This is a genomic window from Rothia terrae, assembly GCF_012396615.1.
In the GTDB taxonomy this organism is placed as follows: Bacteria; Actinomycetota; Actinomycetes; order Actinomycetales; family Micrococcaceae; genus Rothia; species Rothia terrae.
Map to the genome: position 1 here is coordinate 11,749 of NZ_JAAXPV010000009.1, position 14,158 is coordinate 25,906.

13 protein-coding genes are annotated in these 14,158 nt (G+C 53.8%); 2 read left to right on the top strand and 11 right to left on the bottom strand.

Going from position 1 to position 14,158, the window contains the following annotated elements:
• Nucleotides 1-411: 411 nt before the first annotated feature.
• The 11 genes from HF984_RS06160 to HF984_RS06210 form a co-directional block, all read right to left on the bottom strand.
• The gene (locus tag HF984_RS06160) at nt 412-1,086 is read right to left on the bottom strand and encodes a hypothetical protein (protein ID WP_168614808.1); all 675 of its coding nucleotides are present in this window, start codon (nt 1,084-1,086) and stop codon (nt 412-414) included.
• A gap of 253 nt (nt 1,087-1,339) precedes the next feature.
• Nucleotides 1,340-2,368: a c-type cytochrome biogenesis protein CcsB gene (ccsB, locus tag HF984_RS06165; protein WP_168614885.1), complete on the bottom strand. Its 1,029-nt coding sequence runs from the start codon at nt 2,366-2,368 to the stop codon at nt 1,340-1,342.
• Between the two features lie 70 nt (nt 2,369-2,438).
• Nucleotides 2,439-4,031: a cytochrome c biogenesis protein ResB gene (resB, locus tag HF984_RS06170; RefSeq protein ID WP_168614809.1), complete on the bottom strand. Its 1,593-nt coding sequence runs from the start codon at nt 4,029-4,031 to the stop codon at nt 2,439-2,441.
• A gap of 18 nt (nt 4,032-4,049) precedes the next feature.
• The gene (locus tag HF984_RS06175) at nt 4,050-4,805 is read right to left on the bottom strand and encodes a cytochrome c biogenesis CcdA family protein (protein WP_425563894.1); all 756 of its coding nucleotides are present in this window, start codon (nt 4,803-4,805) and stop codon (nt 4,050-4,052) included.
• Nucleotides 4,789-5,394, bottom strand: coding sequence for a TlpA family protein disulfide reductase (locus HF984_RS06180; protein WP_168614811.1), 606 nt, complete (start codon nt 5,392-5,394; stop codon nt 4,789-4,791). Before HF984_RS06180 ends, HF984_RS06175 begins: the two co-directional genes overlap by 17 nt.
• A 72-nt stretch (nt 5,395-5,466) precedes the next feature.
• Nucleotides 5,467-6,144: a histidine phosphatase family protein gene (locus HF984_RS06185; protein ID WP_168614812.1), complete on the bottom strand. Its 678-nt coding sequence runs from the start codon at nt 6,142-6,144 to the stop codon at nt 5,467-5,469.
• A 33-nt stretch (nt 6,145-6,177) separates the two neighbouring features.
• Nucleotides 6,178-6,438 (bottom strand): glutaredoxin family protein, encoded by a 261-nt coding sequence (locus HF984_RS06190; RefSeq protein WP_168614813.1) that lies wholly within the window; start codon nt 6,436-6,438, stop codon nt 6,178-6,180.
• Between the two features lie 126 nt (nt 6,439-6,564).
• On the bottom strand, nt 6,565-6,660 hold the full coding sequence (locus tag HF984_RS06195) for a 30S ribosomal protein bS22 (protein WP_104307205.1): 96 nt from the start codon (nt 6,658-6,660) through the stop codon (nt 6,565-6,567).
• Between the two features lie 279 nt (nt 6,661-6,939).
• On the bottom strand, nt 6,940-8,856 hold the full coding sequence (locus tag HF984_RS06200; protein WP_168614814.1) for an FCD domain-containing protein: 1,917 nt from the start codon (nt 8,854-8,856) through the stop codon (nt 6,940-6,942).
• Nucleotides 8,857-8,904: 48 nt separating this feature from the next.
• On the bottom strand, nt 8,905-10,533 hold the full coding sequence (locus tag HF984_RS06205) for a metalloregulator ArsR/SmtB family transcription factor (protein WP_168614815.1): 1,629 nt from the start codon (nt 10,531-10,533) through the stop codon (nt 8,905-8,907).
• A 180-nt stretch (nt 10,534-10,713) separates the two neighbouring features.
• Nucleotides 10,714-11,922, bottom strand: coding sequence for an acetoin utilization protein AcuC (locus tag HF984_RS06210; RefSeq protein ID WP_247596495.1), 1,209 nt, complete (start codon nt 11,920-11,922; stop codon nt 10,714-10,716).
• 177 nt (nt 11,923-12,099) lie between these two features.
• Here HF984_RS06210 and HF984_RS06215 point away from each other — a divergent pair, with 177 nt between their 5' ends.
• Nucleotides 12,100-13,458 carry a TrkH family potassium uptake protein gene (locus HF984_RS06215; protein ID WP_168614887.1) on the top strand — a complete coding sequence of 453 codons (1,359 nt, stop codon included), beginning with the start codon at nt 12,100-12,102 and terminating at the stop codon, nt 13,456-13,458.
• Nucleotides 13,451-14,122, top strand: a complete 672-nt coding sequence (locus tag HF984_RS06220) for a potassium channel family protein (RefSeq protein ID WP_168614816.1) — start codon at nt 13,451-13,453, stop codon at nt 14,120-14,122. Before HF984_RS06215 ends, HF984_RS06220 begins: the two co-directional genes overlap by 8 nt.
• Nucleotides 14,123-14,158: the final 36 nt, after the last annotated feature.

Sequence of the window (14,158 nt, forward strand, 5' to 3'; positions counted from 1 at the left end):
ATTGCCCACTTAAAAGTGGGCAAATTGACACATCGTTCCTCACAACGCCCCACAGGCTGGGCATCTACGCTATTTTCGCAGGTAGCTCACTGCCCGCCATGCACTCAGCACCACTAGCACGAGGTAAAGATAAAGTTCAGGCGTTGACCAGTCCCACGCTCTCCTCATGCCGCCATACACCAGTAAGGACGCCCACAGCGCACAAATCACGGTAAAGAAAATGCCGGTACGCTTACTCTTTAGCTGGGGATTAACATACAAGGAGCGCGCATACGCCACCGGATGCCCGAAAAGCTCGTACGGATGCCGGTGCGCTTCTTCGCTTTGCTCACACGTACGCGTTACTTCTTGCTGAACTCTGGTCTCCGAGAAATGCCCTGAACTGCGCAACTCCCCCGTAAATAGGGTTTCCTAGGCGCGGGCGTCGTTGGAATCAAAAGCAGAAGACTTTTCTACAGGTACCGCTGTCTTGGTGATGCCTTCAGCAGAGGTATTTATCAGCGCGAGCTCCCGTTGATGCTGCTGATCAGGCAGGACGCGGTCGAGCACCCATGCCAGGGCGACGCACGCTATCGCTACAGGCACTAGCCACCACACTGAGACAGTAGTTGCGGTGAGCTTTTGTAGTTGAAAGAGCATCAAAGCGGTCAGCACAGCGCCCACCACAATGATGCCCACTGCGGCTGCCACGCCTATTCCAAAGCCGCGGGTTGCGTTAAGACGCTGGAAGATTAATGAAAACCCAACGGTAATAAACCCCATCATCACCGGGGTTATCAAAAACGAAATATGGGTATTTGCGCTTCCATTCAGCCAGGTTCCCGGAATAAAAAGCAAGGCGATAATGCACGATGCCACCGCGCCGTAAATCAAGAAATGACGCAGGTTAGCATCTGCTGCCGGACTCACGAAAGCGTCCGCGCCGGTCTCTTGCCACTGTTGCACCTGCGTCTGCGCCCACGCTGTGGCATCACCGTGCAACTCTTGCGCACTACGCCCGGTTTCACCCACCTCATGCGCAACATGAGTCAGAGCATTCACCCCGGCACTAAACCGCACTCCGTCAGTCAAAAAGAACTGCGCCATGGCAGTATCTGCCCACGCGCGATCGCTACTGTCTGCTCCATGCCGATTAAATTCTCGGTGAACAATCTGTGCCGGTGCGACTGTGCGGCTTATGGTGACTCCTTTGTAACCTGCTGCCAGCTGAATCTTGTACGTTCAGCCAAGAAACAGCTCTGTGTTTTAAGTACAACAGGAATTTACCCAGGTCGCAAGCATAAAAGGTGGGAGCCGGCATCGCCGACTCCCACCAAGAGAATATATCAAAAGTAGCTATTTACAGACCCGAGTATGAGTGCAAACCCGAGAAAAATACGTTGACCACTGAGAAGTTGAAAATCACGCAGAGATAACCCACAATCGACAACCAAGCGGATCGAGTGCCCGTCCAGCCGCGAGTAGCGCGCGCGTGCAAATAGGCAGCGTACACAACCCAAATGATAAAGGTCCACACCTCTTTGGTGTCCCAGCCCCAGTAGCGTCCCCACGCCACCTCAGCCCAAATAGCGCCAGCGGCTAGGGTAAAAGTCCACATCACAAAGGCAACAGCGTTCAGACGGAAAGCGAAGTTCTCAAGAGTCTGAGCACTGGGTACCAGACGCATAAAAGCCCAACCGGTCTTACCCTCTTCAAGGATCATACGTTCACGGCGATCCTGAATGAGCTGCAGAACCGCCATCGAGAACGTAATGGTGAAAATAGCCGAAGCCAGCACCGCAATAGAAACGTGAATAACCAGCCAGTACGACTGCAAGGCGGGCACCAAGTGACCAACAGGCGTCGGGTACACGACGGAGGCTACCGTCATCATCAACGTTGCAAGACCAGAGACGATAGTTCCCACAAAACGAATGTCGCGGAAAACCAGAACCAGCAAGAAGATGATGGCCACCAAAAATGCGCCGGTAGTCAAGAACTCATACATGTTGCCCCAAGGCACACGGTGAGCTGCGAAACCGCGTGAGAACACACCACCTGCGTGAATAATAGCCGCAACAGCCATCAGGGCTACACCGATGCGAGCTGCCGGGCGACGCGGCCCGTCATAGCGCATATCGGCATCGGCTACGTGCTCGTTGATTTTAGCCATAGCCGACGCCTTATAGCCGGCACCGCGGGCACCGGTTCCCTGCTCTACACCGGCCATGCGAGCGGAGCTAGCGGTACGAGTGCGCGCACCGGCTCCCACGAGCTCACGATCCTGAACAGTGTTTTCTTCAGCCTGCACTGTAGCGCGAGAATTTACCGCCAGGTCCCAGGTGAACGCGATAAAAGCAAAGGTGTAGGCAAAGCCTGCAACCACCATGAGAATCTCGCTCCACTGGGCGAGAGTTTCATTAATTTCCACTGCTACTCATTTCAGATTGTTACTCGAATTATTGTTCTACGAATTCTAGATCCCACCGGCGAGCAAAGAGCTCGGTGAGCTTATCGGCCTCATCCATCAGGCGGGGGTCCTCACCGCGGGCAAGAAGAGCGTATTCGATTTTGAGACCGTCAGCGTCTTCGTGCGCACGCACCCACACGCGTCGGCGGGGTACGTACAGCGAGATGATCAGGCCGAGGAAAGCGAGAATAGCTGAGATCAGAACAATTGGTTTGCCCGGATCGTAGTGAATGTCCATACCAACATAACGCTTGAGGCCCTCAAATGTAATAGTGCCTTTGCCATCGGGCAATTTTGCCTGGGTGTTTTGGGTATCCAAAATAATACCGTTGCCCATTGCCATGGTGTTCAGCGGAGTCATTTTTTCGGTGTCTACCACGTACACGTTCTGCGGCACGCCGTTATCTAACCCAAGATCACCGGTGTAGCTTTGCAATACCAGCATGGGGTTAGCAGGTGCAGGGTCCGCTGAATACGGCGGCGCGCCTTCCTGCTCGACGCCGGTGGGCAAGAACATTCCCACAAACGCCAGCTGGTCGGGCTCAGAATCAGGCACTTTGAGAATGACCGAGGATGTGTAGTTTGGGTCGCCAGCAAAGAGAGAGACAACCGGACCTTCGTAGGCGATGTTTCCTTCGCCGTCTTCTACTTTGATAATCGGTGCGTAACCGTTACCGATTAAGTACAGGCTCGCTCCGTTTACGCGAATCGGCTTGTTGACCTTCAGCTCCTGAGTGTAGGGAGCCTCACCGTTTTGAGGGTCCACCTTCACCTGAGCTGCGTAGTCAATGTCTTTACCGTAGGTGGGGCTACTCTTTTGACGGTCGTAGGTGACGTCCATTTTTTCTAAAGTAGCTGAGTACGGCTTCAGCCAATCCTGATTGTAGTTAGTACCGGGTGAGAACATGTCATAGCTAATCAGCGAGTTCACAAAGGTATCGCCTTCAACCATGATTTTCTGGCCGGAGTAACCAAACAGCGAGCCGATAGCTACGCCAATCAGCACACCAATCATCGCGGTGTGAAAGAGAATATTGCCCACTTCGCGCAGGTAGCCGCGTTCGGCACCTACCGATGAGCTCTTGCCTTCATCTCGAATTTCTACGCGGTAGCCGCGTTTCTTCAGAATCTCCGCAGCGTCCTCAATGGCCTGTGACATCGGCAGTTTCTGAGTGCTCGCCGATAGCGTGATGCTACGGTATTGCGGCAAACGAGAAAGAGTTTTAGGGGTACGCGCTGGCGCTGCCTTCATCGCTTTAAAATGCTTTGTGGCGCGCGGCAACACGCATCCAATGAGCGAAATAAACAGCAACAGATAAATCGCAGAGAACCACACCGATGAAAACACATCGAAGAGCTGCAGCTTATCTGCGATAGGCCCCCAGGTAGGATGCGCATTAATATAGTCGGTGACTTTCGCGGTGTCTTGGATGCGCTGAGGGTAGATTGAACCCGGCACCGCAGCAATTGCAACCATAAGAAGCAAGAACATTGCGGTGTTCATTTTGGTGAGCTGAGTCCACGCCCAGCGAAGCATTCCCACAAAACCAAGTGCGGGAGCAGACTGCTTTTCAGATGACATGCTTTGCCTTACTAAAGGTTAGATGGGAAGTTCATAAACCGGCATGACTGCCTGGGTCCACGAGATGAATTGAGTCCAGATGCCGGTGGCGATGAGAAAACCAATCACCATGAGCATGACACCGCCGGCTCGTTGCAATGCCAACCGGTGACGCTTTGCCCAGCCCATAGTATTGACGCCTCGACTCAGACCCAATGCCACCAGCATAAAAGGAATGCCAAGCCCTAAGCAGTAGGCAAGAGTCAACGCCATCGCTTTGGTATTGCCAGCACCTGAGGTGTAAACGAGAGTCTGGACCGCCGCGAACGTGGGGCCAATACAGGGCGCCCAGCCCAAGCCAAATGTAATGCCCAGAAAAGGTGCACCCCACAGACCGGCAGGAGGTTTACGGTGAATTTTGCGTTCGGTCTGAAAGAACGAAAAACGCCCCATGAACACCAGGCCCATGAGAATCACCAAAATACCGAGCACCACGTTGATCCAGCTTTGACCGCGCAACCAAGCAGCGGTGCCAAGCTGAGCCAAGACCGCTGACATCAGCACAAAAATCAGCGAGAACCCCAGAATGAACAGACCGATACCGGTGAATACTCGCCAGGTGCGTCGTCGATCATCTATTCCACTCAGTCCCGCAACATAGCCCAGATAACCGGGCACAAGCGGCAGCACACAGGGGGATGCGAAAGATACCAGCCCGGCAAGAGCCGCAAGCGGTAGAGCAACCCACAAGGAGCCATCAAAAATGATGCTTCCGAAGCTATTCACCGAGCAAATCCTGCATCATCGTTTTCATGATGGACGAGTCAATCTCACCCAGTACGCGGGCAGCGACGCGTCCTTCTTTATCCAGCAACAAAGTGGTCGGCACCGCCTGCGCAGGAACCGTCTTACTCAATGCAAGTAGCACCTTGCCGCTAGCGTCCTTCATCGACTTGTAAGGAATCTTAAAATTGCGTTCAAAAGCCTCTGCCGTGCCCGCCTCATCGCGAACATTCACACCCCAAAAAGCGATGTCCTTACCGAACTTGTCGTGGAGTTCAATCAGGTGCGGTGCCTCGGCACGGCAGGGCGCGCATCCTGCATACCAGAAGTTCAACATTGCCGGTTTACCACGCAAATCAGAAGCACTTAACGTACCCCCGTCAAAAAGATCGCCGGTGAACTCCACAGGAGCTTCACGTTCTTCTTTTTTCCACTCGGTCACTGAGCCATCACCTGCGATATAGCCCTTATTGTCGCCAGCGTTCGCTTGATCAGCCAAAGCATCGTTTTCGCTTGAGCAACCAGCGAGCATCAGCCCTGCTGCAGCAATCGACAGTGAAAGACCTTGACGGCGGGTCACAGTTCTGCGCAATAGGTTCATATCGACTCTTTCGTGGAGATATGTGGTGGGTATCTGTGCGTGCGCATAAGTTTTAAGCGCAAATATTTTCTATTATGACCCCGGGAGCTGAATAACACCTGAGTACAGTGGAGCGGCGGGCTCGGTGTAGCTCAGAGTCGGTCGCTGGCTACCATCGAGCTCATCAAAGTGGAAGCTGGTAATAGATGCCAGGTTGCATTCACGAGCGCGAGGATCGTGCGGGTATGCCTTGCCTTCTGCGCTCAGACGAGTCAACCAAATGGGTAGCTGGTGAGAGACAATAATTGCCTCTGCTCCCTCTCCCCCGAGCTCATACGCTTTACGCGCTGTATCACGAACAGCACCCACCATGCGCTCAACCTGCTCCTGGTAGGGCTCACCCCACGAAGGACGCAGCGGGTTCAGAAGGTGCTTCCAATGGCGAGGGTTGGTTGCCAGTTCCTTGGCATCAACGTGCATACCCTCAAAGTAGTTGTCAGCCTCAATCACGCGCTCATCGTGATGAGCTTCAAGACCCAGCAACTCAGTAATGGGAGCAGCAGATTCCTGCGTACGAGTCAGCGGTGAACACGCCAAATACACAAAGCGAGAACCAGCATCGGCACGACGCTTGAATTCCTCCGCGCTCAGACGCACCATCTGCTGCCCCTTCTCAGACAGATGATAGTTCGGCAAGCGTCCGTACACAATGCGCTGCGGGTTATGAACCTCGCCGTGACGCATCAGATGAACAGTAATATTTGCACTCATAATTCTCGCTCCTTTGCGCAAACGTGCGTAAAACTAGGCGGATAACTTAGCCAAAGCCTTTGACAGGCGTTTGGGATTAATCTGCCAAAAATCGTGGACGCGGCCGTTAATCTTCAGAACCGGAATTTCAACGGAGTGCTGCTTTTCAAGCTCCGGGTGCTCTTCGATGTTGACCTCATCGAAACCCAGCCCGAATTCACCGGCAACCTTGCTCACGGTGGCACGCGCGTCCTCACACAGGTGACAACCGGGGCGAGTCAGAAGCTCCAGCGAAATATTTGATGCAACACTCATGAAAATAGTCCTTCTGTCAAAAATCTATAAAGCCTTCAGGGAAAAAAGGCAAGTGGTTCTTTCGCAAAACAGGCTCCACATCCTCGAAGATTTCAAGGATGTGGAGCCCGATGAAGCAAGTATTAACTACTTGTTGCGACGCTGGTGGCGAGTCTTGCGAAGAAGCTTACGGTGCTTCTTCTTTGACATACGCTTGCGGCGCTTCTTGATAACTGAACCCATTGGATTCACCTCACTTATTTGCTAGATACCCGGCCAAATCTTCTTGAGAGCCAAGAATCTCCGGTAGCTACCCGGGTGCGTTATACCGGTATAGACGCTCAAACAAACAACCGTTGATACGTACATTTTTCAACGTACAACTATCAACGGTCGTTAAACGTTCTCATAATAGAGTACAAGGTATAGGGGTGTTTTCTGTAATCTTGGGCAAACTTTGAGCGGTGTATTGCTCACATTTTGCTGTTATTCACCCTTTTTGCGCCCTGTTTCTAGCGGCGTTTACGCTTTTTTCTTCTTGGACTTTGATTTGACGACAACGTTGCCTGCGCCAGCCAGCGGATTTGCGGCGTCGCTTTCGGTTTCATCGGCTGTCAGCGCGTGAGCCTGTTCAGCATCTTCAAGAGCTATTTCAGTCTCGCGCTCCTGCACGAGATCGCCAGCGTCCTGATTGGACTGAACCGGCGCCTCTGCAGACTCGCTCAACGTAGCTGAATTTACCTCTGCCGTGGGCTCGTCACCGTCTGCTGAGCCTTCACCCTCAGCTACATACTGCGCCGATGCGACACCCGTATTTTTAAGCGCAACCCGCTCGGGTTCTTTATCTCGCTTTGAAGATGAAGCACCCCAGCCGAAGAACTGCTTGATGCGGCCGGCCCCATGAGAAGTCCTCTCTTCGGCAGAAGCGATGCCTTCATCTGACGTGGCAGTGCCATCGTTCAGTTGTTGTGCGTCTTTCTGGCTATCTTCGGCAGGAACCTGCACCTTGGTAACAGTGGCATGGTACGCCTCTGACTCAACGGGCTGCTCAATGTCAGCGGCAACCGCGTCTGAGTCTTCGACCTGTTGAGTGCCCTGTTCTACCTGCTCACTGCGGGACTTACGGCGCCAGCTCAACCGCGCTTTATCGCGAAGAGATGCCGCGATGCCATTGTGCTGGGTTTCAGTCTCTTCAACCCGCTCGGGTGCAGGCTGTGCTGCGTCCTCATTCTGCTGTGCAGGACGCGGGGTTGCTCGCACAGTGTCGTGATCCGCAGTATGCGCCCACGACGGCTTAGCAGAAGCGGGTGCGGCGGTGTCTTCAGCACGCGCGTCCTCGGTACGCGGACGCACCTGGCCAGAGATCACACCCGTGGGCGTTGAACGGTTAACCGGCTTAATGACGGTGGCGTGCACGGGAACAGAAACAGTGCCGCTACGACGGCGACGGCCTTCTACCTTCGCATATGCCTCTCGAGAATCGTTAGTTAAACGGGCACTGTGAACAACCGACTCGTGGTGCGGCACAGTGACCTTTTCGGGGGTGTTCTGAGAGCCTACCTGCTGCGCTGCTGCAGTCTGCGGACGGTAAGCACTACGTGCCGGTGCAGTCGGCGCAATGGAGTTCAAAGCGTTCAGCAAATCAGCTGACGGTTCAAAATCAGGGTTCTCAGGAATAAGATCCTGGTCTTCGTCCTCCACCGGAGTCATTTCAAGAGCAGGCTCATGTTCCGTATCTGGAATACGAGGGGCATCCAGGTCCAGCCCGGCTTCTTCATACTGCTCACGGATATGTGCTGTCACGAGCATAGATGCCAGCGCGTTGTCGCCCGAGGCAATCGCATCCACAATAGCCTTATGCTGCGCACGGGTACGCGCAGCGGTAGTGCTCCACAACCCGCCGCGTCCAACCAGCGACATCATGTACTCGAACAAGGGCTCGCGCAGGGCAGTCATCAGACCGGTCAGCAGCTCATTGCCACCAATTTTGACCAGTGCAATGTGGAAAGAAACCTCAAGATCATGAAATTCCTTGAGAGAAATATTCTCCCGGCTCATTTCTTTCTGAAGCCCGGCGAGCTCTTGCATAGCAGGATGCTGCGGGTCAGCATTTTGAAGAGCCCACCCCTCAACCACAAGGCGGGTCTGAACCATATCTCGAACGGGATACTTAGCGTTGGCCATATGCAACCGCAAAGCAGGCCCGGCAGAAGCTGCAGGTTCTTTCACTAACTGGGTAATAATGGTTTTCTTGCGACCCTCGTACAGGCGCACAACGCCCATATCTTCAAGGTGCTTCAAAGCCTCACGCGTGCTGGAATGAGTTGCCCCAACAGCCTCAGCAATTTCTTTATCATCGGGCAAGTCCTGCCCCAATTGCAGGCGCCCTTCGAACAGCTCTTTTTCAAGCCATTCAAGGATAGTGCTGTGTACAGCCATAACTAGATACTATTTTCCGTGATTCTTCAGATGCCGACAGAATGAAAGTTAACGACGACGACGTCCCCAACGACTAATGACCGCAAGCAATCCGCGCTGGTTCTCTTCGTCCTGCTCAGATTCAGTCGGAGCAGAAGGCAGGAGCGGTGCCGGGGCAAATTCAGCCCCGGTCTCAGAGCTTTCACCGGCGCTCTCGCCCTCGGCAAGAGTAGGAGCATCAGTTACCGCTGAATCAGAATCTGTCTCAGACGGCTGTGCAGACTCAACGACGCTGGTATGGGCATCTTCGGCAACTTCTTCAGAATCTTCAGCGGAAGCAGTTTCAGCGGTATCCGAGGTAATAGCAGACGGCGTAAAAGGAGTCAGCGGCGTGAAATGCACGGCGTGCTGTGCGGGGGCGGATTCACTCTGACCAGAGGTTTCTTCAATGAGCTCATCGAGTTCAGTTTCTGAAACAGCGGTCTCGGTGCCCTCTGCAATTTCATGGTTCTCAGGTTCTACCGCGTCAATAGAATCCACTGGATCAGCAGTCTCTACTGCCGGAGTTACCAACTCATCGACATCTGCGGTGGTGACAGCATCCTCAGTACCCTCTGCAGTTTCATGGTTCGCAGGCACGTCGGCAACCGCGTCCGTGGCCGGTTCAGAGGTTTCAGCCTCTACAACATGAGATTCAATCTGGTGCAGAGTATCGTCCGCCGAATCGTCCGCGGTGGGCTCATAGGTTTCAGCTGCTTCTTCAACATCAGAACCAGCGTGAGCATCCTGCTCGGTCTCATCCGAAAAATCAGTGAATTCTCTGCCCGCAAAATCACCGGATGACGCCAGTCGGGCCTCAACGCTAGCAATCAGGTTTTGCAAGGCGTCTTCGGTGCTTTCGTTGTACTCAGCACCGGGTTCTTCGACGGTGTCTTCAGTATCATCGGTTGATGTTTCAGCGGACTCTGGAATGTCTGAGGAATCATCAGATGCAGCACCAAACACCGGGGTGTTTGCAGGTAGATCTGTAGTTTCGGTGTGTTCAGCGGCCTCGGACTCAACTGCCTCGGACTCAGCGGGCTCGCTCACAGGATTTTCGTGAGCGTCTTCGACAACGGGGCTGGGCTTAATACCGCGATTTTGATCGATGACAGGCTGAGAAATTACAGACTGTTGGATGGCAGGCTCAGGCGCTTCTGCACTATCTGCAATGATAACTTCTTCGCTCGATGACGCTTCAGCCGTACTGTTATCTACTGCCCCTTCAGGAGCATCTGATGAGGTAAAATCAGCGATTTGCTCAGCAGTTTCCTCAGATACCGCGGTGTCAGCGATAATCTCGCCGTTAGCACCCTCCGCAGATTCCCCGGACGCCGGTGACACCGTAGCTACCGCAGGTTCAGGTGATGATGCGGGCTGTGCGTCCGCCTCAACACCGGCACGCGAGGTAAGGGTTTCTACCCATTCCGTCACTGCCACAAGAGGCTCAGGAATCAAAGAATAGAGGCGTCGCTGCCCTTGAGCTCGAGTGCTCACAAGACCAGCAGTACGCAAAACTTTCAAGTGCTTTGAAACTGTTGGCTGGCTGACTCCGAGTTCTGCAACAAGAGCACCTACGGGGGATTCGCCCTCTGCTAGAACACGCAAAATTTGTCGTCGGGTGGGGTCTGCGATAACAGCAAATACGTCATCAATCATGCCTCAATCTTACATATAATCTTTGACTCATATGTATTAACACTTCTCAGTTCGAAATTTTTCGGTCACGAAGTGTAGAGCGATCACTTTTGCCACTTGGTTTTATGCTCTCAAAAGCACGTTTTGCATGTATTCCGCGCAGAGTATTACATGGATGCTTTCGTTGATGACAGCACAAAGCTAGTCATACCAGGGGTCTAACCCCCAATGAGGAAAGACTTCTTTACGCGTTGCCATAATCGTGCGATCCACCTGATCAGCCGGGTCAAAACCCAGCTCCCATGATCGCCACCAAAAATCTACCTCATCCCCCATCAGCTGAGGTACCTTGGTGCCGTACTTACGCAACATGTACTGTTGCCACGATTCGGGAACAGCTGTATCAAGCTCTAGAGGGCTACCGGCAACAACGCTTATCAGATGCGTCCACGAGCGGGGTACCGCATCGTACAGGTTATACCCGCCACCGCCGGTCGCGACCCAGCGGTCCTCGCACAGCTCATGGGCAAGATTCGACACCATTGCAGCGACCTCACGCTGCGCATCAATTGAAATTTTCAAATGCGACATCTCATCACGAAAATGAGAGTCACAACCGTGCTGACTCACAATCACCTCGGGCTGAAATTCACGCAACAGCGGCGGCACCACAGCATCGAATGCACGAACCCAACCGGAATCAGCTGTTTCAGCCGGAAGCGCGATATTGACGCTGGTGCCAGACGCCAAACCTTCAGGACCCCACTCGTTCGCGTAACCGGTACCTGGAAACAGCGTCATACCTGACTCATGCAGAGAAATTGTCATGACGCGAGGATCTTCCCAGAAAATGCTCTGAGTACCGTCTCCATGGTGGGCATCAACATCAATGTACGCCACGCGTTTGACGCCCTGCTCTAACAAACGAGCGATAGCCACAGCGCAATCGTTATACACACAAAACCCGCTAGCCTTATTGCGGGCAGCATGGTGCATACCACCACCAAAATTCACCACGTGCGGCGCTCGCTCCCCCAAGATCGCCTCGGCTGCCTGATAGCTACCGCCGGCAAGACGAGCAGATGCCTCATGGATACCCGCATACCCCGGCGTATCCTCCGTACCCAACCCACTTTCAGGACGCTCAAGCTCAGGGTTTTCGCTGACAGCCCGCACCGCCGCAATATACTCTGGCGCATGAGCCAGCTCCAACTGTGCATCGGTGGCGATCTCCGGCATCTCAATATCAATCTGCGGCAGATTAAAAACACCTAAGTCTCGGGCAAGACGAGCCGTCGCGTCCAAGCGTGCAGGGTTCATGGGGTGATAGTCGCCAAAATAATAAGCTGTCATGTTCGCATCCCACACCACAGTGGTTGGAATGGGCTGAAGCTTTTCGACTGCCTTCATAAATACCCGCCTTTGAAAGTAATGACCGTCACAAGCTATTAGACCACGCCGATGAACATTAGGCGGATATATCGCACTAATATGTCTTGACGGCTAGGCTATTACAGTTAGAGCTTTTCTTCTCAAGGAGTTATAAGCGTGAGCCCACAGTTTTCTACGATTGAGGACGCCGACGCGATGCGGCTTGCTCGCCTTCGCGCGCTCGTCGATCGAACAGTTGGCTCATCGCCTTCGCGTATCGCAATCGCCGCCTTCGGGTTAGTTATTATTTTCTTCGCCCTGATGCTTTATATGCCGTTTTCTTCGCGGGACGGGCATTCGGTAGCTTTTCATCACGCGTTTTTTACCGCTACCAGTGCGGTGACCGTGACAGGATTAACCACTGTTTCAACAGCTGAGCAGTGGTCATTCTTTGGTCAGCTGATGATTCTTTTCGCCTTCCAGATCGGCGGTCTTGGCACGCTCACCATGACTTCACTTTTGGCAATTGCCGTGGGCCGAAAAATGGGTCTGCGCTCCAAAATGATCGCTCAGGAAGCCATGAACATTGGTCGTCTGGGCGAAGTCGGCTCAATTTTGCAAACCGTAGCGATTACCTCCATATCGTTAGAAGCAGCCATCGCACTCATCTTGACCCCTCGTTTTTGGATTCTGGGCGAAAGCTTTGGTGAAGGTCTATGGCACGGAATCTTCTATTCGATCTCAGCATTCAACAACGCAGGTTTCACCCCTCACTCCGATGGAATCGTACCCTACGGTCACGACCTCTGGATTCTGCTTCCTATCTGCCTCGGAGTCTACGTCGGTGCCCTGGGCTTCCCCGTCATCCTCACACTGCAGCGCAACCTCTGGCACTTTAGAGCCTGGAACCTCACCACCAAACTCACCATCATCGGCACCACGCTCGTGCTCTTCATCGGCATGTTCGCCTGGGCATTCTTTGAATGGAACAATCCCGGAACCATCGGCAACGAAGGCTTCTCAGAAAAAATCCTGCACTCCTTCTTCGCATCCATCATGACGCGCTCCGGCGGGTTCAACCTCGTCAACATGACAGACATGAACCCCATTACCTACCTGCTCACCGACGTTCTCATGTTCATCGGCGGCGGATCAGCGTCCACCGCAGGCGGCGTCAAAGTCACCACCATCTGCGTCGTCTTCCTCGCAATCCTGGCAGAAGCACGCGGCGACCAGCACGTCATCGCCTTCGGCCGTTCCATTCCCGATTCCATCCTGCGCATCGCAATTTCCGTGATCTCCATGGGCGCTTTCTTCGTGCTCTTCGGATGCGCCGTGCTGGTCTATATCACGCAAGAGCCTTTCGACCACATCCTCTTCGAAGTCATCTCCGCCTACGCCACCTGCGGACTGTCCGTAGGCCTCTCGCCCAAGCTTCCGCCGTCCGGCATCTACGTGCTTTCACTGCTCATGTTCGTCGGACGCATCGGCACCAACACCGTCGCAACCGGTCTAGCATTGCGCTCCCGCCGCAGACTCTACAAGTACCCCGAAGAAAGGCCGATCATTGGCTGATACACGCATCGATCACAACGCACCCGTTCTCGTTATCGGCCTCGGACGCTTTGGCACCGCAACCGCCGCACAGCTACGCGAACAAAACAAAGAGGTACTCGCCATCGAAAAAGACCCCGTGCTCGTGCAAAAATGGGCGGGTCTACTCACTCACGTCGTTGAGGCGGACGCAACCGACATCGACGCGCTGCGTCAGCTCGGTGCAAGCGACTTTACCTCCGCAGTCGTCGGCGTAGGCACCTCAGTTGAGGCGTCCGTGCTGATTACAGCCAACCTGGTAGACCTCGGCATCGAACGCATCTGGGCAAAAGCAATTACCCCGTCGCACGGTAAAATCCTCTCGCGCATCGGCGCACACCACGTGGTCTTTCCCGAAGCCGACGCAGGACGTCGCGCCGCCCACCTCGTCTCAGGACGCCTGCTGGACTACATCGAATTCGACGACGACTTTGCCATCGTCAAAATGTACCCGCCCAAAGAAACCCACGGCTTTACCCTGGCTGAATCCAATGTGCGTTCCAAGTACGGCGTCTCAGTTGTCGGTGTGAAATCCCCCGGCGAGGATTTCACCTACGCGACACCCGACACCAAGGTGTCATCACGAGACCTGCTGATTGTCTCCGGCCAGGTTGACCTCATTGAGCGTTTTGCGATGAGGCCATAATAAGTCAAATATTCAGCTTTGGTAGGGCTTACGCTT